General features: G+C 67.8%; 19 protein-coding genes. 15 read left to right on the top strand and 4 right to left on the bottom strand.

The window, feature by feature from the left end; all coding sequences use genetic code 11:
- Nucleotides 1–14 precede the first annotated feature (14 nt).
- Complete coding sequence (locus D187_RS12220; RefSeq protein ID WP_002629215.1) at nt 15–1,403, top strand: sigma-54-dependent transcriptional regulator; 1,389 nt, start codon at nt 15–17, stop codon at nt 1,401–1,403.
- 45 nt (nt 1,404–1,448) lie between these two features.
- On the opposite strand, the gene D187_RS12215 is transcribed toward D187_RS12220, so the two are convergent.
- The 4 genes from D187_RS12215 to D187_RS12200 form a co-directional block, all read right to left on the bottom strand.
- On the bottom strand, nt 1,449–2,222 hold the full coding sequence (locus D187_RS12215) for an ABC transporter permease (protein WP_002629214.1): 774 nt from the start codon (nt 2,220–2,222) through the stop codon (nt 1,449–1,451).
- Nucleotides 2,219–3,187, bottom strand: coding sequence for an ABC transporter ATP-binding protein (locus tag D187_RS12210; RefSeq protein WP_002629213.1), 969 nt, complete (start codon nt 3,185–3,187; stop codon nt 2,219–2,221). The genes D187_RS12215 and D187_RS12210 overlap by 4 nt, the downstream gene beginning before the upstream one ends.
- Before the next feature lie 20 nt (nt 3,188–3,207).
- Entirely contained in the window at nt 3,208–4,089 is an 882-nt protein-coding gene (locus D187_RS12205) for a tetratricopeptide repeat protein (RefSeq protein WP_043429521.1), read from the bottom strand.
- A gap of 102 nt (nt 4,090–4,191) precedes the next feature.
- The gene (locus D187_RS12200) at nt 4,192–4,839 is read right to left on the bottom strand and encodes a prepilin-type N-terminal cleavage/methylation domain-containing protein (protein ID WP_020917969.1); all 648 of its coding nucleotides are present in this window, start codon (nt 4,837–4,839) and stop codon (nt 4,192–4,194) included.
- 281 nt (nt 4,840–5,120) lie between these two features.
- On the opposite strand from D187_RS12200, the gene D187_RS12195 reads away from it, so the two are divergent.
- The 14 genes from D187_RS12195 (at nt 5,121) to D187_RS12135 (ending at nt 20,332) form a co-directional block, all read left to right on the top strand.
- Entirely contained in the window at nt 5,121–6,155 is a 1,035-nt protein-coding gene (locus tag D187_RS12195) for a prepilin peptidase (protein ID WP_002631848.1), read from the top strand.
- A 296-nt stretch (nt 6,156–6,451) separates the two neighbouring features.
- Nucleotides 6,452–7,534: a type IV pilus assembly protein PilM gene (gene pilM / locus D187_RS12190; protein WP_002631849.1), complete on the top strand. Its 1,083-nt coding sequence runs from the start codon at nt 6,452–6,454 to the stop codon at nt 7,532–7,534.
- A gap of 30 nt (nt 7,535–7,564) precedes the next feature.
- Entirely contained in the window at nt 7,565–8,245 is a 681-nt protein-coding gene (locus D187_RS12185) for a PilN domain-containing protein (protein WP_002631850.1), read from the top strand.
- Between the two features lie 14 nt (nt 8,246–8,259).
- Complete coding sequence (locus D187_RS12180; protein ID WP_002631851.1) at nt 8,260–8,832, top strand: type IV pilus inner membrane component PilO; 573 nt, start codon at nt 8,260–8,262, stop codon at nt 8,830–8,832.
- Nucleotides 8,833–8,908: 76 nt separating this feature from the next.
- Nucleotides 8,909–9,481 (top strand): pilus assembly protein PilP, encoded by a 573-nt coding sequence (locus tag D187_RS12175; RefSeq protein ID WP_002631852.1) that lies wholly within the window; start codon nt 8,909–8,911, stop codon nt 9,479–9,481.
- Between the two features lie 68 nt (nt 9,482–9,549).
- Entirely contained in the window at nt 9,550–12,276 is a 2,727-nt protein-coding gene (gene pilQ / locus D187_RS12170) for a type IV pilus secretin PilQ (RefSeq protein ID WP_043429365.1), read from the top strand.
- A gap of 38 nt (nt 12,277–12,314) precedes the next feature.
- Nucleotides 12,315–12,968, top strand: coding sequence for a hypothetical protein (locus tag D187_RS12165; protein ID WP_155893311.1), 654 nt, complete (start codon nt 12,315–12,317; stop codon nt 12,966–12,968).
- 34 nt (nt 12,969–13,002) lie between these two features.
- Nucleotides 13,003–13,365, top strand: a complete 363-nt coding sequence (locus tag D187_RS12160) for a roadblock/LC7 domain-containing protein (protein WP_002631855.1) — start codon at nt 13,003–13,005, stop codon at nt 13,363–13,365.
- Between the two features lie 105 nt (nt 13,366–13,470).
- Nucleotides 13,471–14,052 (top strand): elongation factor P, encoded by a 582-nt coding sequence (gene efp, locus D187_RS12155; RefSeq protein WP_002631856.1) that lies wholly within the window; start codon nt 13,471–13,473, stop codon nt 14,050–14,052.
- Between the two features lie 34 nt (nt 14,053–14,086).
- Nucleotides 14,087–14,668 carry an acetyl-CoA carboxylase biotin carboxyl carrier protein gene (gene accB / locus D187_RS12150; protein WP_043429358.1) on the top strand — a complete coding sequence of 194 codons (582 nt, stop codon included), beginning with the start codon at nt 14,087–14,089 and terminating at the stop codon, nt 14,666–14,668.
- 41 nt (nt 14,669–14,709) lie between these two features.
- Nucleotides 14,710–16,095, top strand: a complete 1,386-nt coding sequence (gene accC, locus D187_RS12145; RefSeq protein WP_002631858.1) for an acetyl-CoA carboxylase biotin carboxylase subunit — start codon at nt 14,710–14,712, stop codon at nt 16,093–16,095.
- Between the two features lie 188 nt (nt 16,096–16,283).
- Nucleotides 16,284–18,569: a tetratricopeptide repeat protein gene (locus D187_RS12140; RefSeq protein ID WP_002631859.1), complete on the top strand. Its 2,286-nt coding sequence runs from the start codon at nt 16,284–16,286 to the stop codon at nt 18,567–18,569.
- On the top strand, nt 18,461–19,378 hold the full coding sequence (locus tag D187_RS57680) for a tetratricopeptide repeat protein (RefSeq protein ID WP_245591683.1): 918 nt from the start codon (nt 18,461–18,463) through the stop codon (nt 19,376–19,378). The genes D187_RS12140 and D187_RS57680 overlap by 109 nt, the downstream gene beginning before the upstream one ends.
- Before the next feature lie 24 nt (nt 19,379–19,402).
- Nucleotides 19,403–20,332, top strand: a complete 930-nt coding sequence (locus tag D187_RS12135) for an ExeA family protein (RefSeq protein ID WP_002631861.1) — start codon at nt 19,403–19,405, stop codon at nt 20,330–20,332.
- Nucleotides 20,333–20,335: the final 3 nt, after the last annotated feature.

The following is a 20,335-nucleotide window of genomic DNA, read 5'->3' as shown; positions in this document are numbered from 1 at the left end:
GAGGGTTCGGCGCCGTGCACATCCTGGTGGTGGACGATGAGCGGTCGATGCGCGTGGTCCTGGAGGTCCTGCTGTTGCGCTCGGGCTACCGGGTGACGTGCGTGGAGGGCGTGCGGGCGGCGCGCGAGGTGTTGGAGTCCACCCTGGTGGACCTGGTCATCACCGACATGAAGCTGGGGGCCACGCAGAGCGGCATGGACGTGCTGCGGGCCGCCCGGGCGCAGAGCGACGCCCCCGAGGTCATCGTCATCACCGCCTTTGGCACCGCGGCCTCGGCGGTGGAGGCCATGCGCGAGGGCGCGTACGACTACATCGGCAAGCCCTTCGACAACGAGGAGCTGTTGCTCTTGGTGCAGAAGGCGCTGGAGAAGCGCACGCTGCGCCAGGAGAACGTCTCGTTGCGCGAGCACCTGGTGCCCGGCGTGGGAGTGATGGCGGTGGGCCGCGGCGAGCGGATGCGCGCGGTGTGGAGCATGGTGGACAAGGTGGCGCCCACGCGCTCCACCGTGCTCATCCATGGAGAGAGCGGGACGGGCAAGGAGCTCATCGCCAAGGCCCTGCACCTCAAGAGCCCCCGGGCGGGACAGCCCTTCCTGCCCATCAACTGCGCGGCGCTCAACGAGGGGGTGCTGGAGAGCGAGCTGTTCGGCCACGTGAAGGGAGCCTTCACCGGGGCCACGCAGGATCGCCCCGGGCTGCTCGTGCACGCGGGCGAGGGGACGGTGTTCCTCGATGAGATTGGCGAGGTGCCGCCGGCCACCCAGGTGAAGCTCCTGCGCGTGCTGCAGGAGCGCAAGGTCAAGCCGGTGGGCAGCTCGGCGGAGATTCCCTTCCATGCGCGCATCCTGGCGGCCACCAACCGGCGGCTGGACGCCGAGGTGAAGGCGGGCCGTTTCCGGGAGGATCTCTTCTACCGGCTCAACGTCATCACCCTGGAGCTGCCGCCACTGCGCGAGCGGCCCGAGGACATCGCGCCGCTGGCGGAGCACTTCCTCTCCCGGCAGCGCCGGGAGCTGGAGCGGCCGGGCCTGCGCTTCTCTCCCGAGGCCCTGTCGGTGTTGTCCGCCTATGCCTTCCCCGGCAACGTGCGCCAGCTGGAGAACGTCGTCGAGCGCGCGGCGACGCTGGCGGATGGGGACGTGCTGACATTGGCCTCGCTGCCGCCCTCGCTCCGGGGTGAGCCCGTGCAGGCCGCGGCCGCCGCCACGCCCGAGGTGGCGCTCGGGGCGGGTTTCTCCCTGGAGCGTCACCTCGATGAGGCCGAGCGGCACTACCTGGTGGCTGCCCTGGCGCAGGCGGGTGGGGTGAAGACGCGGGCGGCGGACCTGCTCGGCTTGACGTTCCGCTCCTTCCGCTACCGCCTGGCCAAGCACGGGCTGTCGGATCGGGAGGACGAGGCCTGAGCTCGTCCGTGGCGGGCACGCCCCCTGGGGGGGCAGCGGGGCGTGTCAGCGGAAGTCGCGCCGGTTGAAGAGCAGCACGGCCAGCGACACCAGCACGGCGGTATAGGCCGCGCCATAGGCCATGTCGGACAGCAACTGGGAGGAGGAGATGGCGGCGGCGTACGACGCCTGGGGCCGGTAGTTGAAGCGGGCGAGGTTGGGCAGCACGTAGTACACGGCCTCGCCCAGCGCCTGGAGGGCGTCGCTCTTGGACTTGCGCGCCAGGGAGTAGATGTCCGAGGACAGGTTTCCCGCGGCGTAGAGGCTCACGGTGACGAAGGCGGACACCGTCTGGTGTTGGGAGAAGCTGGACATCAGGAAGCCCACGCCGCTGAGCACCCAGAGCTCGAACCACAGCATGCCCACCGCCGCCACGTGCGCGGGGGTGATGGGGACGCCGTAGAAGACCATCAGCAGGAAGAAGAGCGCGGCCATGGCCAGCAGCAGCACCGTCACGGTGAGCATGTTGCCGAACAGCCGGCCCACCAGGAAGGCGCCTCGCGACAGGGGCTTGGACACCATGAGGAAGATGGTGCGCCGCTCGATTTCCCGCGAGATGAGCCCACTGGACAGGAAGATGGTGAGCAACACCAGCATCAGGCTCATCGAGCCCAGGCCCATGTCGGTGAGGACCCGGTCGAACACCCCGACGGTGACCTCCACCACGAGCGAGGAGGACAGCAGCAGGCTCAGCGCGAAGAGGGCCACGATGAGCGTGACGCGGTTGCGCCGGGCTTCCCGGAAGCCATTGAGCGTGAGGGCGATGAACGGACCCATCATGAAATCTCTCCTCCCACGGGGCCCTGGCGTGCCTCCTCGAGGGCGCGCAGGAACAGGTCCTCCAACGAGAACCGGGTGGGTTGTAGCTGGGTGACCCGCCCATTGAGTTCGAGCAACCGCTTGAGCAGGGGCTGGCTGTCCACGTCGCGCACGCGGAGGATCACCCGCTGCTCCAGGGTCTGCGCCCGCTCCAGCTCGAAGCCCAGCGTCTGGATGCGCTCGAGCGGCACTCCCTCCACCGTGAGCTCCATGTGCGTGGCCTGTGAGCTCACCAGCTCGGACACGCTGCCCTCGCGCACGCGCCGACCTCCGACCAGCACGGCCACGCGGTCGCAGAGCGTCTCCACGTCCGGGATGATGTGCGTGCAGAAGAGCACCGTCGTGCCCCGGTGGCGCTCCTCGAGGATGAGGTCGCGGATCTGCCGGCGGCCCACGGGATCCAATCCCGAGGTGGGCTCATCCAGGATGAGCAGCGAGGGCTTGGACACCAGCGCCTGGGCCAGCGCCACGCGCTGCACCATGCCCTTGCTGTAGCGGCGGATCTGCAGGGAGGCGGCGCGGGTCATCTGCACCATGCCCAGCACCTGCTCGACCCGGGCATCCAACTCCTTGCCGCTCATGCCCGTCAGCCGGCCCGCCAGCGTGACGAACTCGCGTCCGGTGAGGTACTCGTAGGGCGCGGGGTTCTCGGGCACGTAGCCCACGCGGCGGCGGGCTTCCCGGTCCTGGGGGGGCAGGCCGAAGAGCCGTGCTTCTCCACTGCTGGCCTGCACCAGGTTCAGCAGGATCTTGATGGTGGTGGACTTGCCGGCTCCGTTGGGACCGAGCAGGCCATACACCTGACCGGGCATGATCTTCAGGTCGAGCGACTGCAGGGCACGGACCTGCCGGTTCATGAAGAAGCCGAGCCGGTACGTCTTGGACAGCTCTCGGATTTCGATGGGGATGGGCGCATCCATGGACATCTGGGCTCCGCGGGCGCTGCTCAACCGCGGCCGGGGTTGAAGGGGGTGAAGATCTCCAAGCGTCGCTGTTGGGTCGTCGAATAGGCGCGCCCATCGGAACCGATGAAGAAGCCACCTCCCTGGGGGTCATGGGGGGGCTCGGGCAGGAAGCCCAGCCAGGACAGGGTGTCGACGTCCGGAGGAGTCGCGCCGAACGTCTCGCGGAAGCGTGCGATGGCGGCGTCCACGCGCTGCAGCTCCGCTTCCAGCTCCAGGTCCCGGATGCGTTGTTCGAACAGCTGCCGCGTGGCTTCGTCCTCGGCCGAGTCCACCAGGGACTGGGCCAGCGCGAGACCGGCATCCACCGAGCCCGCCTGGGCGTACAGCCGCGTGGCCAGCTGGGACAGGTAGGCGGGCGCGCCCGGCAGTCGTGAGGCTCGCTCGGCCACCTGGGCTGCTTCCCGATAGTTCTTGTCGAAGGTGCTCAGGTTGTAGGCGAGCAACATGTTCATCTTGAGATCATCGGGGAAGAGTTCCAGGCCCTTGCGCAGCAGCCGGCTGGACTCCTCCGTGTTGACCCAGGTCTCGCGTCCGAGGTTGGTGGGCAGTGCCCCCGCGGCGAACCTGTAGACCATGTCGAAATGGGGATCCAGATCGGTGATGAGGTCCGCGTAGGGGTAGAGGTCGCGGTACTCCTCGGCCGTGCGGGCTCGGCCCGCGGTCTGGACGAGTTGGATCCAGAGGTAGTCGGCGATCAGCTGGATGTAGCCACGCCCCACCGCGCGCAGTACGTCCTCCCGCGGCAGGAGCACCTCTTGATGCGCACCCCGCGGGGGCTTGCGCGGCGGGTCCACCAGCAGCAAGAGCGCGAGCAGCGCGCACAGGCTCGTCACGACAGGGAGAAGGAAGGGGCGCGACTTCATGGCGAGGGACGTCAAAATAGAAAGGACACCTGGAGCATGTCCAGATGTCCTTGGCACTGTCAGCACTGGCCGAGCCGGGTCAGTCCCGTGCTCGGACGCGCATCAGGTGTCGCAGTCGACGTCGTTGTAGGAGAGGTAGGGCGCACCGGCGACGGCCACCGTCTCGTCGTTGTTGCCGCAGGCCGAGCCGATGGCGGAGGTGTCCTTGGTCGAGATCCACCAGGTGTCGATACCCGTGGAGTCGTTGTCGACGTTACCGGCGGCCAGACCGGAGATGTTGCAGCCGATGCCCGTGGTGCAGCCACCGAGGCCGGGCATGCCCGGGTTCGCGCCCGCGCCCGTGTACGACGGGCTCGTCGGGGGAGCTTCCTTGGGCGTGGCCGAGCCCTGGAACTTCGCGCTGTCCACGGTGATGCAGTTGGCGTTCGCGGTGTCGGTCACGCCCTTCGCATCACGCACGATGCAGGTCTTGCCGGCGGTGCCGAAGTAGTAGGCGTAGCGGTTGCCACGCTCGGGCGAGAAGCCCACCGTCTGCACGTTCTCCGAGTACTTGTCCTTCTCCTGCAGGTAGGCGCGCTGCGAGGTGAACCAGGCCTTCAGGTTGGCCTTGGCCTCACCCTGCTTGGAGCGGGCCTGGAACTTGATGAAGTTCGGGATGGCGATGGCGGCGAGGATGCCGATGATGGCCACCACGATCATGAGCTCGATGAGCGTGAAGCCGCGGTTCTTGCGAACGAAGAGACGGTTCATGGGGTTTCTTTCTCGGAACGGCAGGGGGGATGACGGCCGAAGCCGTAGCGAATGGATAGCATGATCAGTGCCAGCCTCAAAACACGCGGGCCGAGGCCGCTCCCCAGGCGCATGAGCGGACAACGGGAGCCGGAAGCCGGAAAACGGGTGCCCATTTTTGTCACTCGAGTGACAGGAATCGTCTGCCCCCGCGCGTCGCCCGGATCCTATGCTGCGTGGCTCGGGGTGTTGGCGCGACAAGAAGGGACGCGAACACAGTGACTGCTCAGTGGGTGGAAGGCATGGCCGTGGCGTGGGTGGTCGTCCTGGGCCTGGTCTTCGGTAGTTTCTTGAATGTCGTGATCGCCCGCGTTCCCACGGGTGAGAGCATCGTGCGGCCCCGCTCGCGCTGTCCCAAGTGCGGCCACACCCTGGCGTGGTTCGACAACGTGCCGGTGCTCTCCTGGCTCGTGCTGCGTGGGCGCTGCCGCTCGTGCGGCCAGCCCATCTCCTGGCGCTATCCTTTGATCGAGCTGCTCACCGGGGCGCTCTTCTTCGCCTGCCAGCGCCGCTTCGGCTGGACCCCGGAGCTCGTCTCCGCGTTGGTGTTGGTGTTGGTGCTGGTGCCGCTGTCCTTCATCGATCTGGAGCATTGGATCCTCCCGCACGAGCTGACCTGGCCGGGCATCGCCGCGGGCGTGGTGCTGTCGGCTCCCCTGGGGCTGGTGCGGCTGCGCGACTCCATCCTCGGCGCGTTGGTGGGCTTCTTCGCCTTCTGGGCGATGGAGTGGCTGGGCGAGAAGATCTTCAAGAAGGAGGCGCTGGGGGCGGGGGACAAGGATCTGCTCGCGCTCATCGGCGCCTTCCTCACCTGGAAGCCGCTGCTCGGCATCATCTTCCTCTCGTCGCTCCAAGGGGCCGTGGTGGGCTCGGTGATGTTGCTCCTCCACGGCCGGGCGGGACCCGCTCCCTCGCCCGAGTCGCCGCCCACTCCCTCCGAGCAGCCTTCCCCTGGCACCGACTCGCCCTCCCCGGAAGCATCCGACGTGGCGCCCGCGCCACCGCCCGAGGGAGAAGCCCGCCCCGAGGGCGCGACGGCGGAACCGGTCCGGGGGGCGGATGGGGCGGCCGAGGGAGAAACGCGTGAAGAGGGAGAGAAGGGTGAAGAGGGAGAAAGGGGGGAAGACGAGGAGGAGGACGACTGGGTGCCGGGCCCCACCAACCTTCCCTTTGGCCCCTGGCTGTCGATCGCGGCACTCGAGGTGATGCTGCTGGGTCCCTGGCTCAGCGCGATCCTTCCGGTTCCCATGAACGTGTTGGTGACCGGCGTGCGCTGAGGGGCGGGGGCCGTCGCGCCCCGCTGTATAAAAGCCGGGAGCGCGGTATCGCCGCGCACTCCGGGCGCCCATGTGGTCGACAGCCCGCCCCAAGAGGGAGGAGGCGGCGACCGGTGGGATTTGACGAAACGCGTCCCAGGCCGGAAAATCGGCCCTCGCAGAGCGGCGTGGGCGCACCGCCGTGGGACTTCCGGGGACAGGGTGGCCGCCTGCTGGGCGGGCTGTCACGAAGCACTTTTTAGGAGGGCTTGCCAGCCGATGCTACCCTGGCGGCCCCTCCACGGAGCGACGACTGTATGGCGAAGGGTAAGCTGGCTCTCGGTCTGGATATCGGATCGACCTCGGTGAAGATGATTCTCCTCAAGGAGCAGCGCAAGCGTGGCCAGGTGAGCTACGCGCTGCAGAGCTTCGGAATGAAGCCGCTGCCTCCCGAGGCCATCGTGGATGGGGCCCTGATGAACTCCACCGCCATCGTCCAGGCGCTGCAGGAGCTGCTCACCGAGCTGAAGATCAAGAGCAAGGACGTCGCCATCGGCGTGTCGGGCCACTCGGTCATCATCAAGAAGATCCAGATGCCCCGCATGAGCCAGGAAGAGCTCGAGGAGAGCATCCAGTGGGAGGCCGAGCAGTACATCCCCTTCGACGTCAAGGACGTGAACATCGACACGCAGATCCTCGACGCGGGGGGCAATGACGCCACCGGTCAGATGGACGTGCTGCTCGTGGCGGCCAAGAAGGACATGATCAACGACTACACCACGGTGGTGTCCGAGTCCGGGCTCCTGCCGGTGGTGGTGGACGTGGACGCCTTCGCCGTCCAGAACATGTTCGCCGCCAACTACGACATCCCCGACAAGGAGACCGTGGTGCTCATCAACGCGGGCGCCTCGGTGGTGAACATCAACATCATCTCCAACGGCATCACGGTGTTCACCCGCGACGTGACCATCGGGGGCAACCAGTTCACCGAGGAGATCCAGAAGCAGCTCAACGTCTCCTACGAGGAGGCGGAGACGCTGAAGATCGGCGGCACCCGCAGCGACGCGGACGCGGTCGTCCCCCAGGAAGTCGAGCGCGTGCTCTTGAGCGTGGCGGAGCAGGTGGCCGGTGAGATCCAGCGCTCGCTGGACTTCTACGCGGGCACCGCCGTGGACGCCAACTTCACCAAGGTCTACCTGTCGGGCGGGACCGCCAAGATTCCGGCCCTGTTCAAGACGATCGAGACGCGCGTGGGCGTGCCCGTGGAGATCCTCAATCCCTTCCGGAAGATCGACGTGGACAACCGCAAGTTCGACCCCGCCTTCATCATGGAGGTGGCGCCGATGGCCGCGGTGGCCGTGGGTCTGGCTCTCCGGCGTCCTGGCGACAAGCTGGCCTGATCTCCCTCACTTTCCGAAGGACCGACTCACATGATGATTCGCATCAACCTTTTGCCCGTCCGCAAGAAAGTCAAGCAGGAGGCGGGCCGGCAGATCCTGGCCCTCTTCGCGCTCGTCCTGCTGGGCGCGGGCGCGGGCAACTTCTTCTGGTACTCCGACCGCGACGGCGTCGTGGTCAAGCAGAAGGAAGGTCTCGCGCAGACCCGCAAGCGCATCGCCGACCTGGACAAGACGATCGGCGAGGTGCAGCACATCAACGCTCGCAAGATCGAGGTGGAGAAGAAGCTCGCGGTGCTGGACGAACTGCGCCGCGGCCGCTCCGGTCCCGTGCGGATGCTGGACGCGCTGGCCAATTCCATCCCGAAGAAGGCCTGGATCAAGAGCTTCAACGAGGAGCGGGGCGCGGTGAGCCTGCTGGGCTCCGCCGTCAGCCATGACGACGTGGCCGAGCTGATGCGCAACCTCAACGGCATGGTGTGGACGCCCAAGGGCATTGGCCGCCTGGTGGAGCAGCGCCGCGATGCGAAGACCTCGCGTGTCGAGCTGCTGTCGGCCGAGATCGCCATCGAGGAGTTCCCGGTGGGGGACATCAAGCCCTTCTTCACCAACGTGGACCTCAGGAGCACCCAGCAGCAGGCTCAGGCCGCCAAGCCGGGTGAGGTGCCCACGGTGGAATTCGACATCTCCCTCTCCTCCAACTACGCCATCTGAAGGGACGCATCGCGATGGACAAGTATCTCGACAGAATCGTGAAGGCGCAGCCCGCGGTGAAGTTCGGTGGCCTGGCCGCACTGGTGGTCCTCATGACCGCCGCCAACTACTTCCTGGTCATCGAGCCGCTGGAGACCGAGTCGGTCGGGTTGCGCGCGCAGCAGCGCAAGCTGGATCTGGATCTGGCGGAGAAGAGTGAGATCGCCCAGAACCTCAACGAGCGTCGGCGCGAGATGGACGTGCTGGAGCAGAAGCTCGCCGAGGCGCTCACCGAGCTGCCCCAGAACAAGGATGTCGAGGAGCTGCTCGCGCAGCTCAACGACATCGGCAAGAAGTCGGGGCTGGAGATCTCCCGCGTGGAGCCGGGTCCCGAGTCGGTGGTGGGCGACGAGTTCTTCTCGCGCATCCCCGTGCGCATGGTGGTGAGTGGCAACTACCACGAGATCGCCATGTTCCTGCAGGAGGTGTCGAACATGCGGCGCATCGTGAACGTCAACAACATCAAGCTCGAGGGCGCCCGCGTGAAGAACGAAAAGGTGGTGCTCAGCAGTTCGTTCATGGCCACGACCTTCCGCTTCGTCAAATAGGCGAGGCCCACCGAAAACCAATGTCGTCGCAGAAACTTGATCGGTCCTGGAATTGGGGCGACAAGGGGTCCAGAGGATGAAGACGTTCCACTCCATGTTCATTTCGGGGGCACTGGCCCTCTCCCTGGTGGGTTGCGGCGAGGAAGAGCCGCCGCCCCCGCCAGTGGCGGCCAGGCCGGCGGCGCAGGAAGAGCCAGCCCCGGAGAAACCCGCGGAGCCCGCGGTGGCCGCTCCGTTGTATGTCTACAACTACAACCCGGTGGGCAAGCGCGATCCGTTCCGCAGCCCCGTCGAGGACATCAAGGCCGCGGATACACCCGTGGGCGCGCAGCTGTTGACGGCCTGCACCGAGGCGCTCTGTCAGTGGGACATCGACCAGCTCAAGCTGGTGGCCGTGGTGACGGGGGATGCCAACCCGATGGCCATGGTGGAGGACCCGATGGGTCGCGGCCACATCGTGCGCCGCAACAGCCGGGTGGGCCGCTCGGGCGGCAAGGTCACGCAGATCCTCCGGGATGAGGTGGTCGTCACCGAGACCATCACCACGCCGGAGCGGGTGGTCTACAACCCAGTGAAACTGGGGCTGAAGCAGGAAGACAAGCGGGATCCTGCCTACAACCTGATGACGGGCAAGAACTGGGAGCCGTAGCCTCCCGGTGTCTTGGAGCCGAGCAGTCCTGGCGCCCAATGGCACAGTGCAACTTGTTGAGGGGAAGCATGCTCGAGGAGAGCGTTGTGACGAGGGGCAAGTTGGTGAGCGTGGTGGTGGCCCTGTTGGCCGCCACCCTGGGCCTGGACTCTCAGGCCGCCGAACTCAATACGTTGCGGGACCTGAAGGTCGTGCAGACGGGAGCGGGCGCCCAGGTGGTCGTCACGGGCACACGGGCGCCCACGTTCACTGTTTTCCGGCTCAGTGGACCCGAGCGCCTGGTGGTGGACCTGTCGTCGGCGGACGCCACGGGCATCAAGGGGCACCACAACGGGCAGGGTCCGGTGGTGGGCGTGGTGGCTTCCCAGTTCTCCGACGAGCGCGCCAGCGTGGGCCGGCTCCTGGTGGCCCTGCAGCAGGCGGCTCAGTATGACGTGCGCGCGGATGGCAACCGGGTCGTCATCTCCGTAGAGGGCACCCAGGCGCCCGCGCCCGTGGCCGCCGCGCCCGAGGTGAAGACGCCCGCGCCCGAGGTGAAGACGCCCGCGCCCGAGGCGAAGCCCCAGCCGGCCCCCGTGGCCAGTGCCGGGCCCGTGGAGACCCGGGCCGCTTCTCCCCGGCCCGCGGAGGTGAGCCAGGACAAGGCCGCCGTGCTGCCGGAGAACGTGGTGGCGGCCGAGGCGGACGAGCGCGAGGTGGCGCATCCGGCCCGCCGCATCACCGGGCTCTCCTTCGCCCGCGACACGCTGAACATCCGCGCGGACGGCGAGGTCGCCCGCTACGAGGTGCTGGAGCTGGCGGATCCTCCCCGGCTCGCGGTGGACGTGTATGGCGTGGGCCTGGCGGCGCGGGCTCCGCGCGTGAACTCCGGGGCGGTGAAGGACCTGCGGGTGGGGGCCCACTCCGACAAGGTTCGCCTGGTGCTGGATGTGCGCAACACCATGCCCGCGTATCACGTGGAGCGCTCGGGCCGCGGTCTGGCCGTGGTGTTCGGTGGAAAGCTGGCCCGTCAGTCCAACGCTCCGGCCAGCATGCCGGAGAAGGTGGTGGCCGAGAGCGAGCCCCTGCGCGCCACCCCCGTGGACGCGCGCCTGCCCGCCGTCGACGTGAAGGAGCTGTCCTTCGACGAGAACGAGTCCGGCGGCCGGGTGAACCTGAAGCTGTCGGGCACGGTGGCGTGGAAGGTGGAACGGCCGGATCCGCGCAGTGCGGTGCTGACGCTGGAGAATGCCCGGCTGCCGCGGCGGCTGGAGCGCAGCCTGGACACCAGCGAGCTGGACACGCCGGTGAAGATGATCAGCGCCTTCTCGGTGCCGGGTGAGGGCAACCGGGTGCGCCTGGTGGTGGCCGCCGATGGCGCCATCGAGGAGAACATGAGCCAGGTGTCGGGCGGTCTGTCGTGGCGGCTGAGCGTCAATGGCGTGAAGACGGAGCAGGTGACCGTCACCCAGCGCACCGCCGGCTTCACCGCCGAGGCGCCCACCTACGCCGCCGAGGGCGCGCCGCAGCAGGCCCGCTACCGCGGCAAGAAGGTGTCCTTCGAGTTCAAGGACATCGACATCCAGAACCTGCTGCGCATCATCGCGGAGCTCGCCAAGAAGAACATCGTGGTCTCCGATGACGTGACGGGCAAGCTGAGCCTGCGCCTGCGCAACGTGCCGTGGGATCAGGCGCTCGACATCATCCTGCGCACCAAGTCGCTGGGCAAGGAGGACCTCGGCAACATCCTGCGCGTGGCTCCGCTCAAGACGCTGGAGGAGGAGAGCAAGCTGCGCCAGGAGCGCAAGAAGTCGCTCATCGCCCAGGAGGATCTGGTGGTGAACCTCATCCCGGTCAACTACGCCATCGCCAGCGACATGGCCGCCCGGGTCAAGGACGTGCTGAGCGAGCGGGGCACGGTGACGGTGGACACGCGCACCAACGTGCTCATCACGAAGGACGTGCGTGCCAACATCGAGAAGGCGCGTGCCCTCGTGCGCAACCTGGACACCCAGACGCCCCAGGTGCTCATCGAGAGCCGTATCGTGGAAGCCAACACCACGTTCAGCCGGGAACTGGGTGTGCAGTGGGGTGGCCAGGCCATCGCCTCGCGCTCCCTGGGCAATGCCACCGGCCTGCTCTTCCCCAGCACGGCGGTGGCGACCGGTGGTGTGGCGGGAACGGCACCGGGTCTTCCCCCCGTCCCCAACTTCGCCGTCAACCTGCCGGCGGCCGCGGACGTGGGTACGGGTGGTGCCATGAGCTTCGTCTTCGGTTCGGCGGGCGGTGCGCTCGCCCTCAACCTGCGCCTGTCGGCGGCGGAACTCGAGGGTACCCTGAAGACCATCTCCTCGCCCAAGGTGACGACCCTGGACAACAACACCGCCCGCATCAGCCAGGGCGTGTCGCTGCCCTTCAGCCAGGTGTCCTCGGCGGGCGCCAACACCACCTTCGTCGAGGCGCGCCTGTCGCTCGAGGTCACGCCCCACATCACCCAGGATGGCAGCATCCTGATGACCATCAACGCCCAGAACAACCAGCCGGACCCGGCCAACACCGGTTCCAACGGTCAGCCCGCCATCCAGCGCAAGGAGGCCAATACCCAGGTGCTGGTGAAGGATGGTGACACCACCGTCATCGGTGGCATCTACGTGCGCCGCGGCAGCACGTCGACCGCCTCGGTGCCCTTCCTGTCGAAGATTCCGGTGCTGGGCCTGCTGTTCAAGCGGCACGCGGAGAGCGACAACCGGCAGGAACTGCTCATCTTCATCACGCCGCGCATCCTCAACCGGCAGACGATCGCGCAGAGCCTCTAGCCGGTATTTCCTCGAACCGTCGAATGGAGCCGATGTCCATGAAGCGATTGATGATGGTTGCGGCGCTGGCGGTGGCGCAGTCGGGTTGCGTCTCCGCGCAAGAAGATGCGCCCGTGGTGTTTTCCAATGTCCTGGCGCTGTCGGGCTCTCCAGGGGGATCGTGTGCGCCGGATACCGCCAAGTTCATCAGCCAGGGTTCTCTCGACTTGGCGGGCGGAGGCAACTACCAGATGGCCGTGAGGGTGCGGAGCACCATTCCCGTCGCCCGCACCGTCCTCGTCGGAGAAACGCCGACGCTCGTGGGGGGGGAGAGCGTCACCCTGACCGAGTTCGTCTACCGCTATGAGGCGTCCCCGGATCTCGGCCTCCCCGAGGAGGAGCGCGTTGCCACGAACGCCGTCGTGCCGGCGGGCACCACCAGTGACAACAGCTACGTGCCCTTGACCGCCTTTGGCCCCCTGGCACTCGAGAAGCTGAGGGCGGCGGCCCCGGCGTATCCTGGGGTAAGCGTCATCTCCTACATCAAGGCCCGGGGCCGTCTGGGCTCCACCAGCAACGCGGAGAGCAACGAGTTCTCCTTCCCCGTGCAGGTGTTCGCCAGCGATTGTGAATCGAAGCCGCTCACTGCGGGTATCTGCAATTTTGGACAGGACGTGCGGAGCGCTTGTGGGCCTGCTCCCACCACTCCTTGACCCTCCACTCCCAGCCGCCTAGAAGCCAGCCGCCATGTCCTTCCGCACGCACCTCGAGTCCGTGGTCAATCAGGTAGATGGGTCGCTGGCCTGCAGCGTGATGGGGTTCGACGGCATCGCCGTGGACACCCACCAGAACGAGGAGGCGCTCGAGCTGGAGCTCAACGGGGCGTGGATCGAGTACGCCAACCTGCTCGGTCAACTCCGGCAGGCCGCCGAGTCGCTCAAGACGGGCGAGGTGCAGGAGGTCAGCATCAACAGCGAGAGGGTGCTGACGCTCATGCGCCTGGTGTCGCCCGAGTACTTCCTGGTGCTCGCCCTCCGGGCGGACGGCAACTACGGCAAGGGCCGCTACATCCTGCGGCTCACGGCGCCCAAGATCCGCGCCGAGCTGTAGGCTGGCGGGCGGACGGCGCGGTGCGCCGCGCCTTTCACTTTGCAAGCCGCGTCACCATCGGCTAGACACCCCGGACTTTTCGCGAGTCGTCCGAAGGAGCTGTCCATGGCCGGTGTCATCGATACATCCGAATTCCGCAATGGCCTGAAGATCGAGATCGACGGTGAGCCGTTCGTGATCGAGTACTTCCAGCACGTCAAGCCCGGCAAGGGCTCGGCCTTCGTGCGCACCAAGATCCGCAGCCTGCTGTCCGGGCGCGTGCTGGAGCCCACGATGAAGTCCGGTGACAAGGTGGGCGTGCCGGACATCGAAGAGAAGGCCATGCAGTTCCTGTACGTGCAGGACGGCGACTACTACTTCATGGACAAGCGCAACTTCGAGCAGACCTTCCTCAGCGAGAAGGTGCTCGGGGAGGCGAAGAACTTCCTGAAGGAGAACATCGACGCCGACGTGCTCTTCTGGAACGGCAAGGCCATCGCCGTGACGCTGCCGAACTCGGTGGACTTGAAGGTCAGCAAGTGCGATCCGGGCGTGCGTGGCGACACCGTGTCCGGCGCCCTGAAGCCGGCCACGCTGGAGACGGGCTTCGTCGTCAACGTGCCGCTCTTCATCAACGAGGGCGACGTTCTCAAGATCGACACGCGCGAGGGAGGCAAGTACCTCACGCGCGTGGCCACCGCGGGTTAGTCGGTTCATCGGGGCCCAGGGAGGGGACGCAACCGTGGCAAGCAAGCGCAAGGCAGTGCGAACCGAGTCCGCGTCCGGCGCGCGGACCGAGGGTATCCGCGTGGAGGGCAACAGCACCTCGCTGGACGTGGAGTCCCTGCGGCAGATCGTCGAGATCCTCGAGGCCTCGGAGGTAACGCGGCTCGACTGGCAGCGGGGCGATGAGCGTCTGCTCATCCGCCGGGGCCACGTGCCCTCGCCGACCATCGTGCACGCGGCGCCCATCACCCCCTCGGTGAGCCCCGCTCCCCTGGTGTCCGCCGCGCCTGTGGCCGTCGCGCCCGCCGCGCCCGCGCCGGCTCCCGCCGCCGCTGCCGCCCCCGCCGCGGAGAAGTCCGGCCACGCCGTCACCAGCCCCTTCGTGGGGACGTTCTACCGGACGCCGGCCCCGGATCAGCCCAGCTTCGTGGAGGTGGGTTCGGTGGTGAAGAAGGGCCAGGTGCTTTGCATCATCGAGGCCATGAAGTTGATGAATGAGATTGAAGCCGACGTGGCGGGTCGCGTGGTGGAAATCCTCGTGGAGAACGGGCAACCGGTCGAGTTCGGCCAGACGCTGTTCCGCATCGAGCCGGTCTGACATACGCGGGCGCTCCTCGCGCCCCGCGGAGGCACGACATCGTGTTCAAGAAGGTGCTGATCGCCAACCGCGGGGAGATCGCCCTGCGTGTCATTCGTGCCTGCCGGGAGCTGGGCATCGCCACCGTGGCGGTGCACTCCACGGCGGACGCCAACGCCCTCCACGTGCGCTTCGCCGACGAGTCGGTCTGTATCGGCCCGCCCGCGTCCAAGGAGAGCTACCTCAACATCCCCCAGCTGCTGTCCGCGGCGGAGATCACCCGCGCGGACGCCATCCACCCGGGCTACGGCTTCCTGTCGGAGAACGCCGAGTTCGCCAAGGTGTGCCAGGACTGCAAGATCCACTTCATCGGGCCGCGGCCGGAGATGATCCGGCTCATGGGCAACAAGGTGCGTGCCCGCCAGGCGGCGCGTGAAGCGAACCTGCCCCTGCTGCCCGGCAGTCCCACCGCGCTCAAGGACGCGCGCGAGGCGGAGGCCTTCGCGCGGGAGATCGGCTTTCCGGTCATCCTCAAGGCGGCGGCGGGCGGTGGCGGCAAGGGCATGAAGATCGTGCGCGAACCGGGCGCGCTGGCGCAGGCGTTCGCCACGGCGGCCGCCGAGGCCGTGGCCTCCTTCGGCAACGGCGATCTCTACATCGAGCGCTACGTCGAGCGGCCGCGCCACATCGAGATCCAGATCGTCGCCGACGAGCATGGGCGCGTCATCCACCTGGGCGAGCGCGAGTGCTCGGTGCAGCGGCGCCACCAGAAGCTCATCGAGGAGAGCCCCTCGGCGGCGCTCACCCCCGAGCTGCGCCAGCAGATGGGCGAGGTCTCCGTGCGCGCCATGGAGAAGCTCGGCTACAACAACGTGGGCACCATCGAGTACCTGCTCGACGAGAACGGGCGGTTCTACTTCATGGAGATGAACACCCGCATCCAGGTGGAGCACCCGGTGACGGAGCTCGTCACGGGCATCGACCTGGTGCGCGAGCAGATCAAGCTGTCCTCCGGCCAGCCGCTGCAGCGCAAGCAGGAGGACATCCAGATGCGCGGCCACGCCATCGAGTGCCGCGTCAACGCGGAGGACCCCGTCACCTTCGCGCCCTGGCCGGGGAAGATCACCGCCTACAGCGCGCCCGGTGGCTATGGCGTGCGCGTGGACTCCAGCGCGTACGAGAACTACACCGTGCTGCCGTACTACGACAGCCTGCTGGCCAAGCTCATCGTCTACGCTGAGGACCGGCCCACCGCCATCCGCCGCATGCAGCGCGCCCTGGGCGAGTACGTGGTGCAGGGCATCCGCACCAACATCCCCTTCCACCGGGCGGCCCTGGCCGAGGAGTCCTTCATGGAGGGCAACTACGACACCCGCTTCGTGGAACGCTTGCTCGCCTCCGAGACGGGCACCAAGCGCCTGCGCAAGGCCATCGAAGAGACCCCCTGAGAGACACCCTGACGGCTGCCTGTCTGCTCGTCACCCAGGCTCCTGATCCGACAGAGGGGCCAACCCGGTGGATTCCTTGACCCCCGAGGGATGATTCCGCTAGCCTCCCACCTCCCTCGCAGTCTCCTTGAAGGAAGCAGAAACCCCAGATTTTCCAGGGGGTTCGCTCGGCAGGAAGCCCACGCTCGATGGACAAGAACAAGATCATCGAAGCCGCCGCCAAGCTCGTCGCGAAGGGCGCCTACGACAAGGCCATCAAGGAGTACCAGAAGGTCCTGGAAGCAGACCCCAAGGACGGCCGCGTCCTGCAGAAGATGGGGGAGCTGTTCCAGAAGAAGAACGACAACGTCCAGGCGGCCTTCTACTTCACCAAGGTCGCCGAGGGGTACTCGGCCGATGGCTTCTTCCTCAAGGCCGTCGCGCTCTACAAGCAGGTCCTCAAGCTCAACCCCAACCTGCTGGACGTCAACCTCAAGCTCGCGGAGCTCCATCAGCAGCTCGGCCTGATGTCCGAGGCCATGGCGTATTTCCAGATCGTCGCCAACCACTACGACAAGGCCGGCGACGTCAAGAACTCCCTGGATACGCTCAAGAAGATGGTGGATCTCGACCCCGAGAACGTGGCGTCGAAGATCAAGCTCGCCGAGCTGTACGCGCGCGAGAACATGGCGCGCGAGGCCGCCCAGGAGTTCAAGAAGGCCGCCGAGTACCTCAAGCGCAACAACCGGATGGATGACTGGTTCCGCGTGGCCGAGCGCCTGGCCACGCTGGAGCCGGACAACGTCGCGCTGGCCAGGGATCTGGCCCAGCAGTACCTCGCGCGCGGAGATCAGAAGCGCGCGCTCGCCCGGCTCCAGGTGTGCTTCAAGGCGGATGGGCGCGACGTCGAGACGCTGAGCATGCTGGCCCAGGCCTTCCACGGGCTCGGCCAGACCGCCAAGACCATCTCCGTCTACAAGGAGCTGGCCAAGGTCTATCAGGAGCGCTCCCGCGCCCAGGACGCCCGCGACATCTGGGATCGCATCGCGGAGCTAGATCCCACCGACGCGGACCTCCAGGCCTACCAGGCCGAGGCTCCCGCGGCGTCCTCCGCCGAGCCCGCCTTCCGGCCCTCGCGCTCGATGGCCGCCGTGTCCCCGGCCGCCGCCGCGCCTGTCTCCCGGCCCTCGCGCTCGATGGAAGCGGTGGTGGCCACTCCCGCGGCGCCTTCCGCTCCGGCCTCGCCTCCCCCGAGCACCCCGTCGCCAGCGGCTCCCGCCGCCACGGCCGCTCCGGCCGCCGCGGCCTCCTCGGGCAAGGATCAGTTCTCCAAGCTGCTCACGGAGACCGAGGTCTACGTCAAGTACGGCCTGCACGACAAAGCGCTCGATCACCTGCGGAAGATCTTCTCGGTGGACCCCGAGAACCTCGACGCGCACGAAAAGGCGTACCAGATCTACGTCGCCTCGGGGAACGTGGCCCAGGCCGGCGAGCAGCTGCTCAACGTGCTGCGCCTGTGTACGCGCCGCGCCGAGGTGCAGCGCGCCCAGCCCTACCTGACCACCATCCTCCAGCAGAACCCCGGCCACCCCGAGGTGCCCGCCTTCCTGTCCGTGCTGCAGACGGATGACGCGGCGCCCAGCGCGAACTCCTCCGTGGAGTCCGTGGCCGAGGACGCCAATTCGTCGACTCCAACGACGATGAGATCGTCGTGGCCGACGCTCCCGCGGATGCCCTCGCGCAGCCCATGGATGACGAGATGGCCCTCGTCTCCGCGAGCGACGAGCACGACGAGGACGCGCAGATCGTCTCCGGCGAGTTCAGCCTCCCCTCGGACTCCGATGAGGAGGAGGGCGTGGTGCTCGCGGATGAGCCGGCGGAGGACGAGCCCCTGCTCGGCGCGGAAGAAGAGCCCGAGGAGACCACGGTCGCCTACGTCGGCACGGACGCCCTGGACGAGCCCCTGGATGCGCCGCTCGAGGGCGAGCCGCTGCAGGGCGAGGAGACCGACGAGGACGAGCCAGCGCGCGAGTACTCGCTGGAACTGGAGCCGCCCGACTCCGAGCCGGACCCGTTCGCCGCTCCCGACATGGACGACGAGGGCACGCCCGCGGACTCGCCCGCGCTCGGCGCCTACGAGCTCGAGGAGCCCGAACCGGAGCCGGAGCCCGTTCCGGTCGTCGTGGCGCCCCGGGCCCCCGTCCAGGCGCCCGCGCCCGTCGCCAAGGCTCCGCCTGCGGCCGCCAGGCCCGCTGCCCCCGCCGCGAAGCCCGCCGCGCCCGCCGCCAGGCCCGCTGCTCCCGCCGCGAAGCCTGCTGCTCCCGCCGCGAAGCCCGCGCCGGCCGTGGCCGCCAAGGCTCCTCCGCCGGCCGCCAGGCCCGCTCCCGTGGTCGAGGCGCCCGAGGAAGAGCCCGGTGGCGAGGAGTGCGACGAGGCCAGCTTCTTCCTCGACCAGGGCATCTACGAAGAGGCGCGGGAAATCCTCGAGACGGTGATGATCGCCTTCCCGGGCCACGCGCGCGCGAGCGAGCTGATGGCCCGGCTCGAGGCGCTCGAGTCGGGTGAGTCTCCGGAGGCCACGGAGGCCGAGGATGCCGCCACCGAGTTGGCCGTGCCCGTGGTGCCCGCCCTGGGCGAGTCCCCGGCCGAGCGCGATGCCTTCGTGCTGGCGTCGGAGCTGGCCGGCGAGTTCGGCGACCTGGGCGTCGAGCAGGCCGCGCCTCCCGTGGAGGAGGACTTCCAGTACTCGGTGGAGGAGGTGTTCGCCGAGTTCAAGAAGGGCCTCGCCAAGGTGGTCAAGCCCGAGGACGTGGACACGCACTACGATCTGGGCATCGCCTACCGGGAGATGGGTCTCATCGACGACGCGCTCCACGAGTTCGCCGTGGCGCGCGAGGGCTGCCTGGGCAAGAAGCGCGAGCTGGACTGCCTCACCATGACGGGCATGCTGCAGTTCCAGAAGGGCGATGCCCGCGCGGCGGTGGGAACATTCAAGCAGGCCATCGCCTCCGAGCACGCCGTCGGGGAGGTTCCCAAGGCGCTCGGCTTCGAGCTGGCCATGGCCTACGAGGCCGTGGGCGAGCCGGGCAAGGCGCTCTACCACTTCCAGCGGGTCGCCGGACTCGACGAGAAGTTCCGCGATGTCGCCGCCCACGTGGAGCGGCTGTCCGCCACCACGTCTCCGGTGGCGGATCCGCTGCCCTCCGCCACCTCCCGGCCCGGCGGGGCCGCGGGGACGGGATCCCGGCTTCCCGTGGCGGCTCCCCCCCCGGCCGCCAAACCGCGTAAGGTCGGCTACGTCTAGCTCAGTCCGAGGTTCGCCGAGACCATGACCACCTACCTCGACTACTTCGAACTCACCCAGGAGGCCTTCTCCAACGCTCCGGTGAGCCGCTTCTATTACAACTCGGCCCAGCACTCCCAGGCGCTCACCCGGCTCATGCATGCCGTGAGCTACATGAAGGGCCTGTCCATCCTGGTGGGTGACATCGGGGCGGGCAAGACGACGCTGGCGCGCCGCATGCTCGACTCGCTGCCCGAGTCCGAGTACGAGGCCGCGCTGCTCGTCATCATCCACTCGGGCATCACCGCCAACTGGCTCCTGCGCCGCATCGCCCTGCAACTGGGCGTGGAGAACCCCGCCCAGGAGAAGCTCGCCCTGCTGTCGCAGCTCTACCAGCGGCTGCTCCAAATCTACGAGTCCGGCAAGAAGGCCGTCGTCCTCATCGACGAGGCCCAGATGCTCGAGACGCGCGAGCTCATGGAGGAGTTCCGGGGACTGCTCAACCTGGAGGTCCCCGAGCGCAAGCTCATCTCCTTCGTCTTCTTCGGGCTGCCGGAGATCGAGAAGAACCTCAAGCTGGATCCGCCGCTCGCCCAGCGCGTGGCGCTGCGCTACAAGCTCGAGCCCTTCACCGCCGAGTCCACCGAGGCCTACATCAAGCACCGCCTGCGGCTGGCCGGCTGTCCGCGCATGCCCTTCACCGCCGAGGCGCTGGCCACCGTGCACCAGCGCTCGGGCGGCACCCCGCGCGTCATCAACAGCATCTGCGACAACGCCCTCTTCGAGGCCTTCCTGCTCCGAGAGCAGACGATCGGCCAGCCCCTCATCCAGCGGGTCGCGGACAACCTGGGCCTGCAGGGCGGCTCGGCTACCACCACCCCCCAAATTCCCACCTCCGCCAGTCGGCCAGTCAGCAGCCCGAAGGTGGACCTCGCGGAGATCGATCGCTACCTCGAGGGACTGGGTAAACTGTAGCGG

Source organism: Cystobacter fuscus DSM 2262, assembly GCF_000335475.2.
GTDB lineage: Bacteria > Myxococcota > Myxococcia > Myxococcales > Myxococcaceae > Cystobacter > Cystobacter fuscus.
The sequence above is the reverse complement of the archived record's forward strand: the minus strand, read 5'-3'. Positions and strand labels throughout refer to the sequence as shown.

What these genes read in the sequence shown, in the direction of transcription:
- D187_RS12165 (WP_155893311.1), top strand. Translation starts at nt 12,315, where the DNA reads ATGAAGCGATTGATGATGGTTGCGGCGCTGGCGGTGGCGCAGTCGGGT.
- D187_RS12215 (WP_002629214.1), bottom strand. Translation starts at nt 2,222, where the DNA reads ATGATGGGTCCGTTCATCGCCCTCACGCTCAATGGCTTCCGGGAAGCC.
- D187_RS12185 (WP_002631850.1), top strand. Translation starts at nt 7,565, where the DNA reads ATGATGATTCGCATCAACCTTTTGCCCGTCCGCAAGAAAGTCAAGCAG.
- efp (WP_002631856.1), top strand. Translation starts at nt 13,471, where the DNA reads ATGGCCGGTGTCATCGATACATCCGAATTCCGCAATGGCCTGAAGATC.
- D187_RS12205 (WP_043429521.1), bottom strand. Translation starts at nt 4,089, where the DNA reads ATGAAGTCGCGCCCCTTCCTTCTCCCTGTCGTGACGAGCCTGTGCGCG.
- D187_RS12200 (WP_020917969.1), bottom strand. Translation starts at nt 4,839, where the DNA reads ATGAACCGTCTCTTCGTTCGCAAGAACCGCGGCTTCACGCTCATCGAG.
- D187_RS12135 (WP_002631861.1), top strand. Translation starts at nt 19,403, where the DNA reads ATGACCACCTACCTCGACTACTTCGAACTCACCCAGGAGGCCTTCTCC.
- D187_RS12175 (WP_002631852.1), top strand. Translation starts at nt 8,909, where the DNA reads ATGAAGACGTTCCACTCCATGTTCATTTCGGGGGCACTGGCCCTCTCC.
- D187_RS12140 (WP_002631859.1), top strand. Translation starts at nt 16,284, where the DNA reads ATGGACAAGAACAAGATCATCGAAGCCGCCGCCAAGCTCGTCGCGAAG.
- D187_RS12180 (WP_002631851.1), top strand. Translation starts at nt 8,260, where the DNA reads ATGGACAAGTATCTCGACAGAATCGTGAAGGCGCAGCCCGCGGTGAAG.
- D187_RS12195 (WP_002631848.1), top strand. Translation starts at nt 5,121, where the DNA reads ATGGCCGTGGCGTGGGTGGTCGTCCTGGGCCTGGTCTTCGGTAGTTTC.
- pilQ (WP_043429365.1), top strand. Translation starts at nt 9,550, where the DNA reads ATGCTCGAGGAGAGCGTTGTGACGAGGGGCAAGTTGGTGAGCGTGGTG.
- pilM (WP_002631849.1), top strand. Translation starts at nt 6,452, where the DNA reads ATGGCGAAGGGTAAGCTGGCTCTCGGTCTGGATATCGGATCGACCTCG.
- D187_RS12210 (WP_002629213.1), bottom strand. Translation starts at nt 3,187, where the DNA reads ATGTCCATGGATGCGCCCATCCCCATCGAAATCCGAGAGCTGTCCAAG.
- D187_RS12160 (WP_002631855.1), top strand. Translation starts at nt 13,003, where the DNA reads ATGTCCTTCCGCACGCACCTCGAGTCCGTGGTCAATCAGGTAGATGGG.